Raw genomic sequence first — 20661 nt, forward strand, 5'->3', positions numbered from 1 at the left:
GACATTCCGAAGCGAGAGAGAATTCCTCCGCTGCGGATAACGCTGTCCGGGGAGTGGTAAAACATTTAATACCCTGCGGGGGAGAAAGTGATGAGATCCTTCAGTCTGCGCTACACAGGCGACAACATTCTTTTTCCTGCACTGGAACAAAGTATGATGGCTGTGGTGCTGATTAATGAAAAGGATGAGGTTCTTTTTTTTAATCGGTCGGCGGAAAAACTATGGGGATATCAACGCCAGGAAGTCCTTGGAAAAGATGTCTCCGGGTTGGTGCCGTCTTATTTAAAAGGGATCCATTCCGGTTTCATTAGCCATAACCGTCAGGGCGGTGAGGCGCGGGTCGAAGGCATGAGTCGCGAACTGCTGCTGGAGCGTAAAGACGGTAGCACCGTCTGGACGCGTTTTTCCCTGTCGAAAGTAGACGTTGGCGGGCGCCTGCATTATCTGGCCCTGGTGCGGGACGCCAGTATCGATATGGAACGCCAGGAGCAACAGCGCTTACTGATTCTGGCGGTTGACCATGTCGACAGGCCGGTCATTGTGCTGGACACCGGACGGCGCATTGTACAGATGAACCGCGCCTTTACCGACATGTTCGGCTACAGCATGAAAGAAGCCGTGTCGCAGACGCTGGACAGCCTGCTCAGACTGGATGAAAACTCATCGGTCGATAACCGCGAACGCTTCCATCGCCTGATCTGGCAGGACTCCCACGATTATGACGAGATCCAATTGTTGGGCAACAATGGTCGGCAAATCTGGATCAAAGCGTCCACCAGTCCGGTTTACGGGGCAGACAAGCAATTACAGAACATCGTAATGACCTTTTCGGACATTACAGAGGATTTACGTCTCCGGGAGCTTGAAAAAGACACACTGGCGGCGATGAGCGGTCATCAGTCCTTCCAGGAAACGGGTGAGATAATCTGTCACCACATCGAAAATATCCTGCCGGGAACGGAAGTCTCGCTGCAATATCTGCGCAACGGCGTGATGACGCCCTGGGCGGCCTCATCGGCGCTCGATCCGGCAACGGAAAACGTGTCTGAGCGCCCGATGTCCATTCGCCGTCGTGACGGCATGACCACCGGAATGCTGACGTTCCGAACGCATGAAGGAAAAGAGACCCTCGATTTCGTCGACCGCGTGGCCGACATCAGCATTCACTTATGCGCACTGGCTATCGAGCAGGAATACAACCGGCTGCAGATAGAACAACTGGTGCAGTTTGATTCTCTCACCGGCTTACCCAACCGCAACTACCTGAATCAGCATATCGACGCGATTTTTGACGATCGCGAAGAGCATCGCCCGGCAGTGTTTGCCGTTTCCGTCGATAACATCCGCGACGTTATTGATGCGACAGGCTATTCGGCCACCGAACAGGTGGTGATTTTTTTGGCTAATCGCCTGCTGGCGCTCATCGGCACCGAGGCCTTTCTCAGCCGGATAGAAGGCACGCAATTTGTCATTGTCTATACCGACATGGAGATCAGCAACATTACCTGGCTTGCTGAAAAATTAAAAACTATCGTCGCCGAACCGGTGCTGATTAACGAGCATGCGTTTCATCTGACGCTCAGTATTGGCATCAGTCACGAGCAGACCCGCGACCGCGATTACCTGATTTCCACAGCGCTCAGCGCGATGGACTCCCGCAGCGACGCCGGGGGCAACGGCTGGCGTTTTTTCAACGTCGAAATGAACAAAGTAATCCGCGAACGGGTGCTGATGGGCGCGTCGCTGAAACACGCGATTGCCGACGGCACGCTGCGGCTGGTTTATCAACCGCAGATCTTTGCGGTGACCGGTGAGTTGTATGGCTTTGAAGCGCTGGCCCGCTGGCGTGACCCGACCTTTGGCGATGTGCCGCCTGACCGCTTTATCGCACTGGCGGAAGAGAATGGCGAAATCGAAAACATCGGCAACTGGGTGCTGCGCGAAGCCTGCCGGCAAATTGCCCAGTGGCGGGACCAGCAGCTCACTGTGCCGACCATCTCCGTCAACCTCTCAGCGCTGCAGTTGCGTAACCGTCATCTTGTGGAGGTGATCCGGGAGGCGCTGGAAGCCTGGTCGATACCCGGTGATATGCTGACGATTGAAATCACTGAAAGCGGCATGATGGAGCTGGATAAAGAGATGCTGCTGCAGATCCACGAGATCAGAAAAATGGGAGTCGGTCTCTCCATTGATGATTTCGGGACAGGCTTCTCCGGTCTGTCCCGCCTTGCCAGCATGCCGGTCTCAGAAATCAAAATCGACAAAAGTTTTATCGCCAAATGCCTGACGGAAAATCGACAGAAAGCATTGCTCGAGGCCATGACCGGGATCGGCAACAGTCTTGATCTCACGGTAGTGGCGGAAGGGGTGGAAAACCACGAACAGCTTGCCTTTATGCGTTCCATTCATTGCCCGGTGATTCAGGGCTATTATTTTTCCCGGCCGCTACCGGCAGACTCCATTCCCCAGTGGATGCAGGAATCGCTGCCGGAAATCAAAAATAAGCTCTGATACTTTCCCCTTTCAGAAGCCGCGCGTGGGGCATTGCGGTTTGCATGCCCTGGCCGTTCAAACTACCATACCCCGGCACCCTCTAACGCAATTTACACAAAGGGAAGAGACAATATGAAATCACGTGCAGCCGTCGCATTTGGCCCGGGCCAGCCGCTTAAAATCGTTGAAATAGATGTTGCGCCACCAAAGAAAGGTGAAGTGCTGGTGAAAATCACCCACACCGGCGTTTGCCATACTGACGCGTTTACCCTGTCGGGCGATGATCCGGAAGGCGTGTTCCCGGCGGTGCTGGGGCATGAAGGGGGCGGAATTGTGGTGGAGGTCGGTGAGGGCGTCACCAGCCTGAAGCCGGGCGATCACGTTATTCCGCTGTATACCGCCGAATGCGGTGAATGTAAGTTCTGCAAATCCGGCAAAACCAACCTGTGTCAGGCCGTTCGCGCCACCCAGGGTAAAGGCTTAATGCCGGATGGCACCACCCGTTTTTCTTATAACGGCGAGCCGGTTTATCACTACATGGGCACCAGCACCTTTAGCGAATACACCGTGTGTGCAGAAATCTCGCTGGCAAAAGTGAATCCGCAGGCGCCGCTGGATAAAGTTTGTCTGCTGGGCTGTGGCGTGACCACCGGCATCGGCGCGGTACACAACACCGCAAAAGTGAAAGCGGGCGACACCGTGGCGGTGTTTGGTCTCGGCGGCATTGGTCTGGCGGTGATCCAGGGCGCGGTGCAGGCGAAAGCCGGGCGCATTATCGCGGTAGACACCAACCCGGAGAAATTTGTCCTCGCGAAAGAGATGGGCGCCACCGATTTCATCAACCCGAAAGATCATGAAAAGCCAATTCAGGAGGTGATCGTTGAACTCACCGACGGCGGCGTGGACTTCAGCTTTGAATGCATCGGTAACGTAAATGTCATGCGCGCGGCGCTGGAATGCTGCCACAAAGGCTGGGGCGAAAGCATCATTATTGGTGTGGCAGGCGCGGGTCAGGAGATCCGTACCCGTCCGTTCCAGCTGGTGACCGGCCGCGTCTGGCGTGGTTCAGCGTTCGGCGGCGTAAAAGGGCGCACGCAGTTGCCAGGCATGGTGGAAGAGGCGATGGCGGGCAAAATTCGTCTCGACCCGTTCATTACTCACCGTCTGCCGCTCGATCAGATCAACGAAGCCTTTGATTTAATGCATGAAGGCAAGTCTATCCGCACGGTTATCCATTTCGGCGATAACTGATCCTCGCGCCAGCGGAGTTGTTCCGCTGGCGCTTCATAAATTAAATGTCGAAGTGTGACCTGTGTAGCGATTTTAGCGGTAATTAAACCTGCTAAACAGCCGATGACAATCTTACGGGCGTGTTTGTGCGCATTTTACTATAAGAGAGTCAAGGTCATGGACAAAACAGCAGCGCAGCTCCAGTCGCAAAAGCTGAGTTTTTTGCATAACATTCGGTTAGTTCCGCTTTTCTCCTCCATTCTGGGCGGCATTCTGCTGCTCTTTGCGCTCAGTTCCGGACTTGCAGGTTACTTCCTGCTGCAGGCCGACAGCGACCAGCGTGACGTCACCGAAGAAATCCAGGTGCGTATGGGCTTATCCAACAGCTCAAACCATCTGCGGACAGCCCGTATCAACATGATCCATGCCGGGGCGGCCAGCCGCATCGCCGAAATGGAAGACATGAAGCGCAATATTGCGCAGGCGGAAACGCGTATCAAGCAGTCTCAGGCGGCATTCAAAGAGTATACGGCGCGACGGGTGAAAACCGATGCCGATGTCGCGCTCGAAGCCGGGCTGACAAAACGTTACGAAGCCTACATCGCAGGCTTACAGCCCATGCTGAAATATGCCAAAAACGGCATGTTTGAAGCGATCATTAACAGCGAAAATGAGCAGGCGCGTCCGCTGGATGATGCCTACAACGAACTGCTGCTGAAAACCATCGCCATCCGTACCGAGCGCGCAGCGGCGCTGACGGCGCAGGCGCATTCACGTACCACGCTGGGGCTGATTTTCATGGTCGGCGCTTTTGGTCTGGCGCTGGCGCTGACGGTGATGACCTTTATGGTGCTGCGCCGTACGGTGATCCGTCCGTTGCAACGTGCCGCGTACCGCATCGAACATATTGCGCAGGGCGACCTGACGATGGCGGAAGACGCCACCGGCCGTAGTGAAATTGGCAAACTCAGCAGTGACCTGCAGGCGATGCAGCGTTCGCTGGTGAAAACCGTCGGTACGGTGCGGCAGGGGGCGGAAGAGATCTATCGCGGTACCAGCGAAATCTCTGCGGGTAACACTGATCTGTCGTCACGTACCGAGCAGCAGGCCGCTGCGATTGAAGAAACGGCAGCCAGTATGGAAGAGCTGACGGCGACGGTGAAACAAAACGCCGACAACGCGCATCATGCCAGCAAACTGGCGGAAGACGCCTCCGGGAAAGCGTCGCGCGGCGGGCAGATCGTCAACGGCGTGGTCAACACGATGGGCAGCATTTCGGCCAGCTCGCGGAAAATCTCTGAGATCACCGCGGTTATCAACAGCATCGCGTTCCAGACCAACATTCTGGCGCTGAACGCGGCGGTGGAAGCGGCGCGTGCCGGTGAACAGGGCCGCGGGTTTGCGGTGGTTGCCAGCGAAGTCCGTACGCTTGCCAGTCGCAGTGCGCAGGCGGCGAAAGAGATCGAAGGCTTGATCAGCGAATCCGTGACGCTGATTGAACGCGGCTCCAGCGAAGTTGTGGCGGCAGGCACCACCATGGGCGATATTGTCGATGCGGTGAAACGCGTGACCGACATTATGCTGGAGATCGCGGCTGCCTCCGACGAGCAGAGCCGCGGCATTACGCAGGTCAGCCAGGCGATCACCGAAATGGATAACGTCACGCAACAGAACGCCTCGCTGGTTGAGGAAGCGTCTGCGGCGGCGGCATCGCTGGAAGAGCAGGCGGCAAGACTGACAGAAGCGGTTGGCGCCTTTCGTCTGCAGGCTACCAGCGCCGCGCGTAGCAGTACGCCATCCTCTGGGGTGAAACCGCTGACTCCGGCGGTGGCAAACGGCGATAACTGGGAGACGTTTTAAGCATGATGCCGGGCTTACAACCGTAGGCCCGGCAAACGCGTTATTTTCAGACAGGCATGGATTTGCGGATGGCGCTCAGCAACGTCTGTGCGCCTGAAGACAACGCAGAGTCGACGCGGGTCAGAATGCCAATCGGCTCGCCGACACCGTAACCCGGCACCGGCAGGGCGGTGAGCGTTCCCTGGCGAAGGTCATCTTTTACCGCGCCGGAAGGCACAAACCACACGTAGTCAAACTCCACCGTCAACTGACGCGACAGCGACGCTGACAGCGTTTCGATACAGCCTGACGGAATTTTGCAGCCCTGGCTTTGCAGCATCGCTTCGGCATTCTGCCGCGGTGTGGTGCCTTTTGGCGATACCACCACCGGCCACTCCAGCACGCGGCTGAGGGTAACATTCTCCTGCAGGAGCGGGTGATGCGGGCGCACAACCAACTTCAGCGACTCGAGAAACAGCAGTTCGTAATTCAGCCCGACCATTAACTCAGGATCGGACATTCGCCCGATCCCCAGATCCAGTTCGCCGGATTTCAGCCCCGCCAGCAGCATGGTGTTATTCATGGTGGCGACCTGAATAGTGATGTCTTTTTGCTGTTTATGAAACTGACCAATCACCGGGGGAAGAATGCCCAGTGCCGCCGTCGGTAGCGCGCCAATGCGCACCACGTCACGATTGGCGCCGTCCTTATTATTCAACGATTGCCCGGCGGTATTCAGCGCATCAAGCACCTTGACGGCATGCGTCAGAAATTGTTCACCAACCAGCGTCAGCTGTGCGCCAAGACGCCCACGTTCAAAAAGACGCGTGCCGGTAAGCTGCTCCAGTTCATTTAAGGTTTTCGACAGCGCCGGTTGGCTCAGGTTAAGGGTTTCAGCCGCACGCCCCAGTGTTCCCTGTTGAGCGACGGCGACGAAAGTATGCAAATGGCGCAAGCGGATGCGCTGACTAAAGAGACCTTTTTTTTCCATAACAGGATGTTAAAAACAGAGCGAGGAGAGAAACAAGTAAAGTTGTTTAATTTTGATAACTTGCTAGCAAAATATTATTAACATTCGATATATTTGACTTACAAGTAAATTTTTTAAGTCACGTTATCCGCGATCACACTTTACACATTCTTCTCAACGCAGAACGACGGCCTTCTCTACACTCCAGGTAATATTCACTGGAGAAATGACATCATGGCGAACACCATCACGGCAGATGAGATTCGGGAACTTTTTTCGCAGGCAATGTCAGAGATGTACCAGCAGGAAGTTCCGCAGTACGGCACGTTGCTGGAACTGGTGGCAGACGTCAATCTGGCGGTACTTGAGAACAACCCCAAATTACACGAAAAACTGGCTAACGCCGACGAGCTGGCGCGACTTAACGTCGAGCGTCACGGCGCGATCCGCGTGGGTACGCAAGAGGAGCTGGCAACGTTGCGCCGCATGTTTGCCATCATGGGGATGTTTCCGGTCAGCTATTACGATCTGTCGCAGGCCGGGGTACCGGTGCATTCCACCGCGTTTCGCCCGGTTGATGATGCGTCGCTCGCCCGTAATCCGTTTCGCGTGTTTACCTCGCTGCTGCGCCTTGAACTGATTGAAAACGCCACACTGCGCCAGCGCGCCGCCGACATCCTGGCGCAGCGCGATATCTTTACCCCGCGCTGCCGTGAATTGATAGCGCAGCACGAGGCTCAGGGCGGATTTTTCGCTGCCGACGCACAGGCGTTCGTGCAGGAGGCGCTGGAAACGTTCCGCTGGCACCGCCATGCGACGGTCGATCAACAAACCTACCAGGCGCTGCACAATGAACACCGGCTGATTGCTGATGTGGTCTGCTTTCCCGGCTGTCATATCAACCATCTCACGCCGAGAACGCTGGATATCGATCGCGTACAGGCGTTGATGCCGAAATACGGCATTGAACCGAAAATCCTCATCGAAGGGCCGCCGCGCCGGGAAGTGCCGGTTCTGCTGCGGCAGACCAGTTTTAAAGCGCTGGAAGAGCCGGTGCTGTTTTCCGGCGAGCACAAGGGGACGCATACCGCCCGCTTTGGTGAAATTGAACAGCGCGGCGTGGCGCTGACGCCGAAAGGGCGCGCGCTGTACGACAAACTTCTCGGTGAAGCAGGGACGGCGAAGGATAACCTGTCGCATCAGCTTCATCTCCAGGAAGTGTTTAAAGACTTTCCTGACAGCGAAATGCTGATGCGTCGCCAGGCGCTGGCCTATTTCCGTTATCGGCTGACACCAGCAGGAGAGGCGCACCGGCAGGCGATCCACGCGGGCGATGATCCGCAGTCGTTGATTGAGCGCGGCTGGGTGATGGCGCAACCCATCACCTATGAAGATTTTCTGCCGGTCAGCGCGGCGGGTATTTTCCAGTCCAATCTCGGGAATGAAACTCAGGCGCGTAGCCATGGCAATGCCAGCCGCATGGCTTTTGAAGCGGCGCTGGGCGCACCGGTGCTGGATGAATTCACGCTCTATCAGGAGGCGGAAGACCGCAGTAAACGCCGTTGCGGTCTGCTCTGAAACAGGTAATCTGCTGAGGTGTTCAGCGAAAGGAAGACCGCATGCAGGCTCCATCCACACCTCTGGCAGAAACCGCGCAAGGCCCCGTTCTGGGGATGCGCGACGAAAATATTCATGTCTGGCGCGGTATTCCCTACGCCGCGCCGCCAGTCGGCCCGCTGCGCTGGCGTTCGCCGCAGCCGGTCGAGCCCTGGCAGACGGTGCGCGACACTACCGTGTTTTCAGCATCAAGCTGGCAAAACCTCGACTACTGCGTGGAACTGGGCGGCGGCGATCCGGGGGCGTTTTCTGAAGACTGCCTCTATCTCAACGTCTGGTCGCCTGCGGTTCGTACCGCGCCGTTGCCAGTGATGGTCTGGCTGCATGGCGGTGGTTATACCCTCGGCGCAGGCTCGTTACCGCCCTATGACGGCAAAGCGCTGGCGTCGCGTGAGGTCGTCGTCGTCACGCTCAATTACCGTCTGGGTCATCTGGGTTTTTTTGCCCATCCGTCGCTGGAGGGCGAAGAGCGCGAGCGCGTCTACAATTTCGCGCTGCTTGATCAGATTGCCGCCCTGAAGTGGGTACAGGACAATATTCATGCCTTTGGCGGCGACGCCAGCAACATCACGCTGTTTGGTGAATCCGCGGGCGCGCGCAGCGTGCTGTCGCTGATGACCTCACCGAAAGCGGTGGGCTTGTTCCATAAAGCGATTATTCAGAGCGGTTATACGCTGGCAGACACGCCACGGGAAAAGGCGCTGGAAAAGGGCAGACTCATCGCCGCGCATTTTGGCCTGCACAACGCTACCGCCGACGAGTTGCGGCAGATCCCCGCCGATGCGTTCTGGCCGCTTGCAGCGCCGCTTAATACCGGCCCGGCGCCCATCGTCGGGGATGCGGTGTTGCCGCAGCCGATGCTGGAGGTGTTCTTCGCCGGAAAGCAGCAGCCGATGCCGGTGATTGTCGGTTCAAACAGCGATGAAGCCAGCGTGATGGAGGTGTTCGGCGTCGATCTTGCGGAGCAGATCCAGAAGCTGCGGCGCGAGCGTCGTCTCGGGCTCGGACTGATAAAACTGCTGTACCCTGGCGTGAAAGGGGACGTAGAGCTGGGGCGGCAGGTCTGTCGCGATATGGCGTTCACCACGCTCGGCTATGTGGTGATGCAGGCGCAGCAGCGTGTCGGGCAGCCCTGCTGGCGCTACTGGTTTGATTATGTCGCGCAGAGCGAGCATCAGACCTACCTCAACGGCGCATGGCACGGCAATGAAGTTCCGTATGTGTTTGCGAATTTGCGGCTGGCGGAACCGTCGCGCAATTACGTTAACGATCATGACGTGGCGTTTTCTGAGCACATTGCGGATTTCTGGGTCAACTTTGCCCGCACCGCCAGCAAAACCAGCGACACGCTACACGGCGTTACCCGCTGGCCCGCCTGTCTCAGAGGCCGTGACCGGTTGCTGCGCATCGGGTTGAATAAACACGCCGGGTTTAAAGTGGAAAATCGCTTTATGCGCGCTCGTCTGGCGCTGTTCAGGCGGGTGATGAAACATCACGTCACACTGGATTAAGCAACTCATCACGAAACCGCGCCAGTCCCGCCGCTTTGCTTTGCGAGTCGCGGATCACCAGCCGGTAACTGGCGCCGGTTTTCACGCTCAATGCATAAGGACGCACTAAGCGCCCGCGACGAATATCTTCCGCTACCAGGGTTTCATCGGCGATGGCGACGCCAAATCCCTGGATTGCAGCGGTGATCGCCAGATCCATGGTGTCGAAGTGTTGATTTTTTTGCATAACCACCTGCGCTGACTGCGGAAAAGCTGACAACCACAGCGACCAGTCGGTTTTATCCCGCGTTGGGTGCAGAAAGGTCACGCCGTGTAACGCGTCATCATTGCTGGCGGCTTTACTCTGTACCGGCGTTAACGCCTCCTCAAACAACAAATCCCCCACGCTGAGATGTGGCCCGAACACAATGGCGGCATCAAACGGTTCTGTTTTGAAATTCACCTGATGCTCAATGGTGGTGGTGAGCGCCACCTGCAATTCCGGGTAGCGCTGTTCAAGGGATACCAGACGCGGCACCAGCCAGCGCATGGCGCAGGTCGGCGCTTTCAGGCGCACCACGGTTTGTTGCTGGCGCGCCTGATCGGCCACCGTCACCAGTTGCCCGAAGGCGGCGAGCAGATCCGGGTAAAGCGCGCTGCCCTGCGGTGAAAGACGCAGACCGCGCGCGTGCCGTTCGAACAGCGGAAAACCAAACCAGCTTTCGAGGCTGGCGATTTTACGGCTCACGGCACCCTGCGTCAGGCACAGCTCTTTCGCGGCGTGGGTCAGATTCAGATGACGGGCGGTCACAAGGAAGGTTTCAACGGCATTCAGCGGCAGATCGGTGCGCGACATCATTGACTCCAGCTATGCAAAATAGTCATGGCTATTATGACAACAATTCGTTTGTCGCTTCAACAACGTTCGGTTTGAATAGTTATGCACATAAAACGAGAAAGGATTGAAGATGACCGCTCGCACTCCGGTGAAAACCCGTTCTAAACTGCCCGACGTTGGCACCACGATTTTTACCGTCATAGGACAACTCTCCGCACAGCATAAAGCCGTCAACCTTTCTCAGGGCGCGCCGAATTTTTCCTGCGACGCCGGGTTAATGGCGGGCGTCACGCGGGCAATGGAGGCCGGACACAATCAGTATGCGCCGATGACCGGGCTGCGCGTGCTGAAAGAGCGCATCGCGGAGAAAGTCGCGACGCTCTACGGCACGCAGTACGATGTCGACAGTGAGGTGCTGATCACCGCCAGCGCCAGCGAAGGGCTCTATTCCGCCATCAGCGGGCTGGTTCACCCTGGCGATGAAGTTATCTATTTCGAACCCTCTTTCGACAGCTATGCGCCCATCGTGCGTCTGCAGGGGGCAACGCCGGTTGCCATTAAGCTGACAGTGCCGGATTTCACCATCAACTGGGACGAGGTGCGCGCAGCGATTACGCCGAAAACGCGGATGATCATCATCAATACGCCGCATAACCCAAGCGGGCAAGTGCTGACGGGCGACGATCTCACGCAGCTCGCGGCAGTCACGCGTAATACCGATATCATTGTTTTGTCGGATGAAGTTTACGAACATGTCGTGTTTGACGGGCAACAGCACCACGGCATGGCAACGCATCCGCAGCTTGCCGAACGCAGCGTGATTGTCTCGTCGTTTGGCAAGACCTTTCACGTCACCGGCTGGCGGGTGGGGTATTGCGTGGCGCCTGCCGAACTGATGGATGAAATCTGCAAGGTCCACCAGTTTCTGATGTTCTCCGCCGATACGCCGATGCAGTACGCATTTGCCGAACATATGAATGATCCGCAGACCTGGCTTTCGCTGGCCGCGTTTTACCAGCGCAAACGCGATCTGTTGCAGACCCTGCTGGCGGATTCACCGTTTCACCTGCTGCCGAGTGCGGGCTCGTTCTTTATACTGGCCGATTATCGCCATTTCAGCGACGAGAGCGACAGCGAGATGGTGAAACGGCTGATTACCGAATGTGGCGTTGCCACCATCCCGCTGTCGGCGTTTTATACCGACGGCACGGATAACAAACTGATTCGCCTCTCTTTTGCTAAAGATGAGGCAACATTACGGGCCGGTGCGCAGGCGCTGTGTCGCGTGAAGCCGCGTTAAGGAGCATAAGCCATGAAGATCAAAGCACTTTTACTTGTTCTGGGGATGTTCAGCGTTTACTCGTCGTTTGCCGCTACTGAGCTGCGTTATGGCGTGGAAGCGGAGTACCCGCCGTTTGAGAGCAAAAACGCGGCCGGGGAGCTGGAAGGGTTTGATATTGAGCTTGGCAAAGCCATTTGTCAGGCCGCTTCGCTGAAATGCAGCTGGGTGGAATCGTCTTTTGATGCGCTGATCCCGGGGCTGGTGGCGAAAAAATTCGACGCCATTAACTCGGCGATGAACATCACCGAACAGCGGCGCAAGAGCATCGATTTCACGCAACCTATCTACCGTATTCCGTCGCAACTGGTCGGTAAAGCCGGTGACGGCATGGAAGCGACGCCGGAAGGGCTGAAGGGCAAAACCATCGGCGTGTTGCAGGGATCGATTCAGGAAACCTATGCCAAAGAACACTGGGAAAAACACGGCGTCACGGTGGTGTCATACAAAGATCAGAACATGGCGTGGGCAGATTTGCTGAATGGCAGGATTGACGCCTCGCTGGTGATGTCTGCCGCAGGACAGGCGGGGTTCCTCAGTAAACCCCAGGGGAAGGGATTCGGATTCATCGGCAAGCCGGTATCGGATGACACCATTCTTGGTAGCGGAATCGGTTTTGGCCTGCGTCAGGGTGACGATGCAACGAAAGCACAGCTCAACGCGGCAATTGATAAAGTTCGTGCCGACGGAACGATCACTACGCTGGCGGCTAAATACTTCCCGGGTATCGACGTCAGCGTAAAATAATAATGCTGTGCTACGGCTTTGACCCCTGCTGATGATGTCAGGCAGGGGTTTTTTTATACATAAATTTACCTTCGTTTCGGCTGATTCCGGTCGACAGAAATTTTTTCCGGCTTTGCGCGCTTTTTCTGCCGCCAACAATTGGATTATTAATCAATTTTGTCTAGAGTGAGCGACATTCACGACGCATCTGTTTGCTGCCGTTGCGCATCAATTAACATGATAAAAGGACGCTTTCTCAGGCATGAATCGCAGACGTTTTTTAAAATCTTCCATGGCTGTGGCCGCTGTTGCGGGCACCTCCGGAGTCGCTTCTCTTTTCACCAACGCCGCCTGGGCTGAAGAGTCGGATATCGCCGACGGTCAGACGCGTCGTTTTGATTACAATGTACTGCAATCGATGGCGCATGATCTGTCGCGTCAGCCGTGGGGCGGGCCGCCACGCGCGCTGCCGGAAACGCTGGCCACCATGACACCGCAGGCCTATAACAGCATTCAGTACGACGCTGCGCAATCGCTGTGGAATAACGTTGAAGCCCGCAAGCTGGATGTCCAGTTCTTCCATGTCGGCATGGGCTTCCGTCGTCGCGTGCGCATGTTCTCGCTGGATTCGCAGACCCAGCAGGCGCGTGAAATTCATTTCCGCCCTGAATTGTTCCAGTACAACGACGCCGGTGTTGATACGAAACAACTGGAAGGGCAGACCGACCTCGGCTTCGCCGGCTTCCGCGCCTTTAAAGCGCCGGAACTGGCCCGTCGTGACATTGTCTCGTTTCTCGGCGCCAGCTATTTCCGCGCCGTTGACAGCACGTATCAATATGGTTTGTCTGCCCGCGGTCTGGCGGTAGATACCTTTACGGACACGCCGGAAGAGTTCCCGGATTTCACTTCGTTCTGGTTTGAAACCGTCAAACCGGGTGCCACCACGTTTACCGTCTATGCGCTGCTCGACAGCCCGAGCGTCACCGGGGCATATAAATTCGTGATCAACTGTGAAGAGAGCCAGGTGATCATGGACGTCGAAAACCACGTTTATGCACGCAAAGACATCAAACAGCTCGGCATCGCGCCGATGACCAGTATGTTCAGTTGCGGCAATAACGAACGTCGTACCTGCGACACCATCCACCCGCAAATCCACGACTCTGACCGCCTGGCGATGTGGCGCGGTAACGGCGAGTGGATCTGCCGCCCGCTGAACAACCCGCAAAAACTGCAGTTCAACGCTTTTCAGGATAAAAACCCCAAAGGGTTTGGCCTGTTGCAGCTTGATCGCGATTTCAGCCACTATCAGGATGTGATGGGCTGGTACAACAAGCGTCCGAGCCTGTGGGTTGAACCGCGCAACGCGTGGGGCAAAGGGGCTGTCTCGCTGATGGAGATCCCGACCACCGGGGAGACGCTGGATAACATTGTCTGCTTCTGGCAGCCGGAAAAACCGGTGAAAGCGGGCGACGAACTGGACTTCAAATATCGCCTTTACTGGAGCGCGATGCCGCCGGTACGTTCCCCGCTGGCGCGTGTGCTGGCGACCCGCACCGGCATGGGCGGTTTCCCGGAAGGCTGGGCGCCGGGCGAACACTTCCCGGACAAATGGGCGCGTCGCTTTGCCATCGACTTCGTTGGCGGCGATCTCAATGCTTCCGCGCCGAAGGGCATCGAACCGGTGATCACGCTCTCCAGCGGCGAAGCGAAACAGGTCGAAATTCTCTATGTACAGCCGTTCGATGGTTATCGCATTCTGTTTGACTGGTATCCCACGTCCGATTCCACCGAGCCGGTGGAAATGCGTATGTTCCTGCGCTGTCAGGGCGAGGCGATCAGCGAAACCTGGCTGTATCAGTATTTCCCGCCTGCGCCGGACAAGCGCAACTATGTTGATGATCGCGTGATGCGTTAACCCACCGCGCCCCGCCAGACCTGTTGGCGGGGTACCTGATGATTGCGAAAGGGAGTGCCGATGGCGACAACCCCCGATATTTTTATCCCCGTCAATGACCGGCTGTCGCTGCGCGCGATCGACGAGCGTTTTGTGCCGGAACTGCATCAGTTAGTGCTGAAAAATCAGGCGTGGCTGCAACATTCCCTGAACTGGGTCAAAGACGTCACCGACGAAAACGCCTCGCGCCAGCATGCACAGGGAAATGTCATGCTGCATCAACGCGGCTACGCCAAAATGTTTTTGATCTTTGACGGTGAAGAAATGGTGGGGGTGTTGTCGTTCAATCAGATTGAGCCGCTGAATAAAACGGGGTATATCGGCTACTGGCTGGATGAGGCGCATCAGGGGCAGGGAATTCTGTCGCAGGCGCTACAGGCGTTTATTCATTTCTACAGCCAGCGTGGCGACGTGCGGCGGTTCGTCATCAAATGCCGGGTGGCGAATGTGCCGAGTAACCGGGTGGCGCAACGCAACGGGTTTGCACTGGAAGGCTGCCTGAAGCAAGCGGAATTCCTTAACGGCGAATACCACGACCAGAACATTTACGCGCGGATTATTGATCCCTGATCAAAGTGATCCCAACAGCGGCGTGCGCGTGATGCGCTGGTCGCCGCCAATCACTTTTTGCCCGCGCAGGTGGATCTGCTCGTCATCGAAGGTTTCAATAACCGCATCGCCGCTGATGTCGACGTCGTGCTCAATAATCACATCGCCGCGAATGCGCGCCCGTCCGTGAACGACGACATTATCATCCAGCAGCAACGGGCCGCCCTGTAACCAGGCGTGACCGCAGATCCGTACGCGTTGTTTCAGCACGCAATTTCCTTCCACCACCGCGTCGTCGGTCACGACCGCGCCGTAGCGCAGGGTGGGGATCGCATCCTCGCCGCGACCGGCGATGATCCGCGCATGACCAGAAACGCTGGCGCAGTCGCAGATCCAGACGTTATTTTCTTCATTACCTTCAATGCGCGCGCTGCCGAATATCTCCGCGCGGTGTTCGACAAACGCCTGATTAACGAAAACCTCGCCATAAATCTGCGCCTGATGCACAATCCGCGAACGGCTGACGATGGCGTGCTCGTAGATTTGCAGTATTTTTTCCGCATCCGGTGTCAGCCCTCGGGCGGCAATAATCTCGCAGTGCTGCAGTACACAGGCGTCGCCGAAGAGATGACATTCACCACGGATCTGCGAGGCCTGAATGGTGACGTTGTCACTGATGAGTGCCAAATGGCTGACGGAACAGGTGTCGAGCAGGCGGGCGTTATCTTCAATACGCGCCCCGGCAAACACCACGCTGTCGCTATTGTAGATCCAGCAATTACCCTGCTGACTGAGCGCGGATTCGTTGTCTATCCAGCCGCCTGTGGTTCCGGCGGTCACGTCAGCAAAATCGCACAGGGCGACAATCTGGCGCAGCGTCACGGTGCGGTTTTCCCCGTTTTCCGGGTAATGATGCTGGCGGGTTTCTTTGCTGAGGCAGTATTTGTTCATCGTGGTTGCTCGTCACTGTCGGTTAACATAAACGTAGCAAAGATCTTCGTAGCGTGGTTTTGAAGGTTCCTTTAAAATGCATCTTAAAACGACACTTAAAATTAGAAAGAAAGGATTAACCATGACCTGTGACGAAAACTACTTTACTGATAAGTACGGCCTGACGAAAACGCACTCTGAAGTACTGCACGCCGCAACGATCATCCCGCCGGGCAAAACGCTCGATCTGGGCTGCGGCAACGGGCGCAACAGTCTTTATCTGGCGGCCAACGGGTTTGATGTCACCGCATGGGATAAAAATCCGATGAGCATTAATAATCTGGAAACCATTCGTCAGGAAGAGGGGCTGAATAATCTCCGTACCGCGATTCAGGATCTTAATAGCCTTAGCTTTCACGGGGAATATGATTTTATTCTCTCGACGGTAGTGCTGATGTTTCTGGAAGCGAGCACCATTCCAGGGCTTATTGATAATATGCAGCGCTGTACCAGGGCCGGTGGATATAACCTGATTGTGGCAGCAATGGATACGGACGATTATCCCTGCACCGTGGGTTTTCCGTTTGCTTTTAAACCGCGTGAGCTGAGCAATTATTATACTGGCTGGGAATTGCTCAAATACAACGAAGAGGTCGGCGAATTACACCGCACTGATGCTAACGGTAATCGTATTAAGCTGCGCTTTGCCACCATGCTGGCGCGCAAACCGGCGTAACCGGCCATTCAGCCCATCTGACGATGGGCTTTCTTTTTTTCGATATTTTGATCTTCCCCGTTTATTGCCACAACAAACCCCACCGACGTTTGCTATAACTACCTTGCACTCATGCATTTAAAGGGATTCCTACATGCGTACTAAAGCGTTATTTAGCGTGGCCGTTATTACGGCCATGATGGCGTTAACGGGTTGTGCTTCAAAAATTGCGCAGCCTGATAAGTATTCCGGCTTTTTAAAAGACTACTCAAATCTGAAAGAGACGACCTCCGCTTCCGGTAAACCGGAATTACGCTGGATCGACCCTGATTACAACCCTGCTAATTACGACAACGTGGTCTTTAACCCGATCGTTTATTATCCGGTGCCGAAACCGAACACGCAGATTGCTCAGAAAGCGCTGGATCAAATCCGTAATTACACCAACACACAACTGAAACAGGCGATCGCCGAGCGTAAACCGCTGGCGACAACGGCCGGGCCGCGCAGTCTGATTTTCCGTGGTGCCATTACCGGTGTGGATTCCAGCAAAGAAGGGCTGCAGTTCTATGAAGTCATTCCTGTCGCGATGGTTGTGGCGGGAACCCAAATGGCAACCGGTCATCGCACGATGGACACCAGCCTCTATTTTGAAGGGGAGTTGATCGACGCGAAAACCAATAAGCCGGTGATTAAAGTGGTACGCAAAGGCGAAGGGAAAGAGCTGGCGAACGAAAACACGCCGATGACTGTCGATACGCTGAAACAGGTGATCGACGATATGGCCATCGATGCAGTGAAATTCGATCCAAACCAGAAATAAGACCACAGGCGCCATCTTCTGATGGCGCCTCATTTTTCAGGCGGTTTTACCGCGCAACCCCCGCGGGCGAAACCAGGTTTCCGGTCTGGCAAACATCACCAGATTGCCCACCAGAATTAACGCCAGGCCAACAACGGCGTTCAGATGCCAGACATATCCCTCGTAAAACGTCGAAATGGTCAGCGCCACCAGCGGGAACAGCAGGGTGCTGTAGGCGGCATTGCTGGCACCGATGCGCCCGACCAGCGTGAAATAGGCGCCAAAGGCGACCACCGATCCCAGCAGCGCCAGATACAACAGCGCGCCCATATAGCTGAGCGTCCACTGCGGCGTAAAGTCATCGCCACGGAACAGGGCAATCGCCCCCATTACCAGCGTGCCATACAACATCGCCCAGCTATTGGTGGTCAGCGTTTCCAGACCGCGACGCTGGTGGCGCAGGCTCAACATATTGCCGAGCGAAAAACCGTACGTCCCCAGCGCGCTCAGTCCGATGCCGAACAGCAAAGAGGTATTAACGCCGCTTGCAAGTAGATCGTCCCAGAACAGCGTCACAATACCGGTCAGCCCCAGCAGCGCCGCCAGATAAAAGCGCCCTGGCGGTTGCTGGCGAAAAAACAGAAAGCTATTGATGGCGTTGAACAACACCGCCATGGAGAAAATCACCGATTCCAGACCGGTATTGATGTACGCCGCCGCGGTATAAAAACACCAGAAGTTAAAGCAAAACACGCAGCATCCTTGTAGCAGGCAAAAGAGATGATCGCGAAAGCTCAGACGACGCAGACGGCGCAGGGCGATCAGCACCACCAGCATGGTGATGCTGGCGACCGCAAAGCGCCAGAAGATCGACACCGGTGCAGGCACCGGCCCTTGTTGCAGAAAAATGGCAATCCACGTCGTTCCCCAGATAACCACGACCAGCGCATACAATAAGACGTTCATTTTTTATTCTCTCGTGTCACAACCTGCCTCCAGTCTGACGAATAACGTGCAAATGCGCTGTCATTCGCTTGCGTCTGACTTGCATATTCTTGCGGTTTTTCTGCCAGACACCGCTCACAACGCTGGCATCGGACGCGGACTCTTCATAGACTGGAGCTCTGATCCATCGATTTAACGGTTGCCATGTCTCACGCTTACAGTACCTTCGAAACGCTGTGTAAACAGAACGCCGTCCTGCGGGATACGGTGTCGCTGAACTCTGGCATTCAACTGGCGTCCTGGTACAACAAGCACGACACCGTCACGGTGAAAAGCGATCATCACACCCTGAGTTTGTATGTGGCAGACGGCTACGAAAGCTATCAAAAAACGCCAGGAGGCTGGAAAAACGGCGGCGGCCCGGACCGTTTTTGTCTGATGCCGAAAGAGGGCGAAACAACGTGGGACATTCGCGACGATCTGTCGTTTGTGCATCTGTATTGCACGGATGAACACCTGCGCGACACGGCCGAGAAAATCTGGGATCGCAGCCCGGCGGTACTGACCCTGGATGAGAAAATTTTCGCCGACGACGCCAGAATCACCGCGGTTTATCGTCAGTTTCTGCTCGGCTGCGACTGGCAACAACAGGCGAATCAGTTAACGCTCAGCAGCGCCAGTACGCTGTTGCTGACCCACCTGATCCAGCACTATTCCAGCGTGCAATGGCGTCTGCCAACGGTGACCGGCGGGCTGGCGCCGTTTGTGCTGCGCAATACGCTGGCGTATATCGAAGAGAACCTGTCACAACCGCTGACCCTCGCGGCGCTGGCGCAGGAAGCGGCGCTCAGCGAATATCATTTCGCGCGGATGTTCCGCCAGTCGATGCAGATGGCGCCGCATCAGTATGTGATGCAGCGGCGTATGGAAAAGGCGAAGGAACTGGTGCGCTATTCGGCGATGTCGCTGACGGAGATCGCCCTGGCCTGCGGGTTCAGCTCCGCCAGCCATTTCAGCAACCGCTTTCGCAGCGCGACCGGCAAAACCCCGTCGCAACTACGCGCGGCGGCGCAATGACAGCACGGCGTAGCACAGTCCGCCGAATAACAATCCCCAGAAGGCCGAACCGATCCCGATAAGCGTCATGCCGCTGGCAGTCACCAGAAAGGTGACAATCGCCGCGTCGCGCTCGTTTTCCTGCGCCAGCGCCTGCACCAGACTGCCGCTGAGCGTGCTGAGTAGCGCCAGCCCGGCCAGCATCTGGATCCACGCCATCGGCAGTGCCCCCATCAGCGCGGTAATCGATCCGCCAAATATCCCTGCCAGCAGATAAAACACGCCCGCCGTTGCCGAGGCGCGCCAGCGCTCTTTGGGATCGGGGTGTGCATCCGGGCTCTGACAAATGGCGGCGGTGATGGCTGCAATACAAATGGAATAAACGCCAAATGGCGACAGCAGCAGCGCCAGACCGCCGGTAAAGATAATCAGCGGCGAGACCGGCACCGGATAACCGCCCGCCTGTAGCGTGGCAAATCCGGGGGCGTTCTGTGAGGCCATCGTCACCAGAAAGAAGGGGATCCCGACGCTAATCAGCAGCGACGGCGTAAACTGCGGCGCAATAAATTCAGGGACTACCACGGCGAAAGAGAGTGGTGCAGCGGCGATTTCATCTCGCAGCAGCGCCACAGCGCAGCCCGCTATCAGCGCGGCGGTCACCGCATAGCGCGGGGCGAACGCTTTTACTACCAGCCACGCCAGCAGCATACTGCCGCACAGCAGAAGGTGTTGTTGCAGGCTGACAAACGCCTGCAGACCGAAACGCAACAGGATCCCGGCGAGCATCGCCGCCGCCAGTGAATGAGGAATTATTTTCATCAAACGCGCAAACAGTCCGGTGACACCGCACAGCACGATCAGCGCATTGGCGAAGACAAACACTCCGACAGCCTGCGCCAGCGTGACATGCTCTAATCCGCTCACCAGCAGTGCGGCACCGGGCGTGGACCAGGCGGTCAGCACCGGCGCTTTGCGCCATAAGGTCAGCGCCAGCGTGCTGATCCCCATCGCCAGACCCAGCGCAGTCATCCAGCCGGCGATTTGCGTCGGCGTGGCCTGGGCGGCTGCGGCCGCCTGCCAGATAATTGCAGCTGAACTGGCATATCCGACCAGCACCGCGACGAAGCCGGACATCAACGTGGGAAAGGGAAGCGCGCTGCGCATA

The 20661-nt window shown here is 56.4% G+C and carries 17 protein-coding genes; 12 read left to right on the forward strand and 5 right to left on the reverse strand.

Features of this window, described 5'->3' with window-relative positions; translation table 11 throughout:
• Positions 1 to 90: 90 nt before the first annotated feature.
• From dosP to QMG90_RS10840, 3 genes are all read left to right on the forward strand, one after another.
• A complete protein-coding gene (dosP, locus tag QMG90_RS10830; RefSeq protein ID WP_283283804.1) occupies positions 91 to 2511 on the forward strand; it encodes an oxygen-sensing cyclic-di-GMP phosphodiesterase DosP in 2421 nt (806 codons plus the stop codon).
• Between the two features lie 114 nt (positions 2512 to 2625).
• The gene (locus QMG90_RS10835) at positions 2626 to 3744 is read left to right on the forward strand and encodes an S-(hydroxymethyl)glutathione dehydrogenase/class III alcohol dehydrogenase (protein WP_283283805.1); all 1119 of its coding nucleotides are present in this window, start codon (positions 2626 to 2628) and stop codon (positions 3742 to 3744) included.
• Positions 3745 to 3900: 156 nt separating this feature from the next.
• On the forward strand, positions 3901 to 5583 hold the full coding sequence (locus QMG90_RS10840) for a methyl-accepting chemotaxis protein (protein ID WP_283283806.1): 1683 nt from the start codon (positions 3901 to 3903) through the stop codon (positions 5581 to 5583).
• Positions 5584 to 5629: 46 nt separating this feature from the next.
• Here the strand turns inward: QMG90_RS10840 and QMG90_RS10845 are convergent, their stop codons facing one another.
• A complete protein-coding gene (locus QMG90_RS10845) occupies positions 5630 to 6553 on the reverse strand; it encodes a LysR substrate-binding domain-containing protein (protein WP_283283807.1) in 924 nt (307 codons plus the stop codon).
• A 213-nt stretch (positions 6554 to 6766) separates the two neighbouring features.
• Between QMG90_RS10845 and hglS the strand changes: the two genes are divergently transcribed.
• Positions 6767 to 8110, forward strand: coding sequence for a 2-oxoadipate dioxygenase/decarboxylase HglS (gene hglS, locus QMG90_RS10850; protein ID WP_283283808.1), 1344 nt, complete (start codon positions 6767 to 6769; stop codon positions 8108 to 8110).
• Between the two features lie 41 nt (positions 8111 to 8151).
• Positions 8152 to 9660 (forward strand): carboxylesterase/lipase family protein, encoded by a 1509-nt coding sequence (locus tag QMG90_RS10855; RefSeq protein ID WP_283283809.1) that lies wholly within the window; start codon positions 8152 to 8154, stop codon positions 9658 to 9660.
• On the opposite strand, the gene QMG90_RS10860 is transcribed toward QMG90_RS10855, so the two are convergent.
• Positions 9647 to 10495 (reverse strand): LysR substrate-binding domain-containing protein, encoded by an 849-nt coding sequence (locus tag QMG90_RS10860; protein ID WP_283283938.1) that lies wholly within the window; start codon positions 10493 to 10495, stop codon positions 9647 to 9649. The genes QMG90_RS10855 and QMG90_RS10860 overlap by 14 nt on opposite strands.
• A gap of 112 nt (positions 10496 to 10607) precedes the next feature.
• Between QMG90_RS10860 and QMG90_RS10865 the strand changes: the two genes are divergently transcribed.
• From QMG90_RS10865 to rimL, 4 genes are all read left to right on the forward strand, one after another.
• Positions 10608 to 11777 carry a pyridoxal phosphate-dependent aminotransferase gene (locus QMG90_RS10865; RefSeq protein ID WP_283283810.1) on the forward strand — a complete coding sequence of 390 codons (1170 nt, stop codon included), beginning with the start codon at positions 10608 to 10610 and terminating at the stop codon, positions 11775 to 11777.
• 12 nt (positions 11778 to 11789) lie between these two features.
• Positions 11790 to 12563, forward strand: coding sequence for an ABC transporter substrate-binding protein (locus tag QMG90_RS10870; RefSeq protein WP_283283811.1), 774 nt, complete (start codon positions 11790 to 11792; stop codon positions 12561 to 12563).
• Positions 12564 to 12804: 241 nt separating this feature from the next.
• The gene (locus QMG90_RS10875; RefSeq protein ID WP_283283812.1) at positions 12805 to 14460 is read left to right on the forward strand and encodes a glucan biosynthesis protein D; all 1656 of its coding nucleotides are present in this window, start codon (positions 12805 to 12807) and stop codon (positions 14458 to 14460) included.
• Between the two features lie 60 nt (positions 14461 to 14520).
• The gene (gene rimL / locus QMG90_RS10880; RefSeq protein ID WP_283283813.1) at positions 14521 to 15069 is read left to right on the forward strand and encodes a 50S ribosomal protein L7/L12-serine acetyltransferase; all 549 of its coding nucleotides are present in this window, start codon (positions 14521 to 14523) and stop codon (positions 15067 to 15069) included.
• Here rimL and ydcK read toward each other — a convergent pair whose 3' ends face one another.
• Positions 15070 to 15999, reverse strand: a complete 930-nt coding sequence (gene ydcK / locus QMG90_RS10885) for a YdcK family protein (protein WP_283283814.1) — start codon at positions 15997 to 15999, stop codon at positions 15070 to 15072.
• A gap of 121 nt (positions 16000 to 16120) precedes the next feature.
• On the opposite strand from ydcK, the gene tehB reads away from it, so the two are divergent.
• Together tehB and QMG90_RS10895 are read left to right on the forward strand one after the other, a co-directional pair.
• Positions 16121 to 16714 carry a tellurite resistance methyltransferase TehB gene (tehB, locus tag QMG90_RS10890; protein ID WP_283283815.1) on the forward strand — a complete coding sequence of 198 codons (594 nt, stop codon included), beginning with the start codon at positions 16121 to 16123 and terminating at the stop codon, positions 16712 to 16714.
• 133 nt (positions 16715 to 16847) lie between these two features.
• The gene (locus QMG90_RS10895; RefSeq protein WP_283283816.1) at positions 16848 to 17516 is read left to right on the forward strand and encodes a DUF3313 domain-containing protein; all 669 of its coding nucleotides are present in this window, start codon (positions 16848 to 16850) and stop codon (positions 17514 to 17516) included.
• A 36-nt stretch (positions 17517 to 17552) separates the two neighbouring features.
• Here the strand turns inward: QMG90_RS10895 and QMG90_RS10900 are convergent, their stop codons facing one another.
• Positions 17553 to 18461, reverse strand: a complete 909-nt coding sequence (locus QMG90_RS10900) for a DMT family transporter (RefSeq protein ID WP_283283817.1) — start codon at positions 18459 to 18461, stop codon at positions 17553 to 17555.
• A 183-nt stretch (positions 18462 to 18644) separates the two neighbouring features.
• Between QMG90_RS10900 and QMG90_RS10905 the strand changes: the two genes are divergently transcribed.
• Positions 18645 to 19517, forward strand: a complete 873-nt coding sequence (locus tag QMG90_RS10905) for a helix-turn-helix transcriptional regulator (protein WP_283283818.1) — start codon at positions 18645 to 18647, stop codon at positions 19515 to 19517.
• On the opposite strand, the gene QMG90_RS10910 is transcribed toward QMG90_RS10905, so the two are convergent.
• On the reverse strand, positions 19497 to 20660 hold the full coding sequence (locus QMG90_RS10910; RefSeq protein ID WP_283283819.1) for a benzoate/H(+) symporter BenE family transporter: 1164 nt from the start codon (positions 20658 to 20660) through the stop codon (positions 19497 to 19499). The two genes, QMG90_RS10905 and QMG90_RS10910, sit on opposite strands and share 21 nt — an antisense overlap.
• Between the last annotated feature and the right edge of the window lies 1 nt (position 20661).

It is taken from the genome of Trabulsiella odontotermitis, from assembly GCF_030053895.1.
Lineage (GTDB): Bacteria > Pseudomonadota > Gammaproteobacteria > Enterobacterales > Enterobacteriaceae > Trabulsiella > Trabulsiella odontotermitis_C.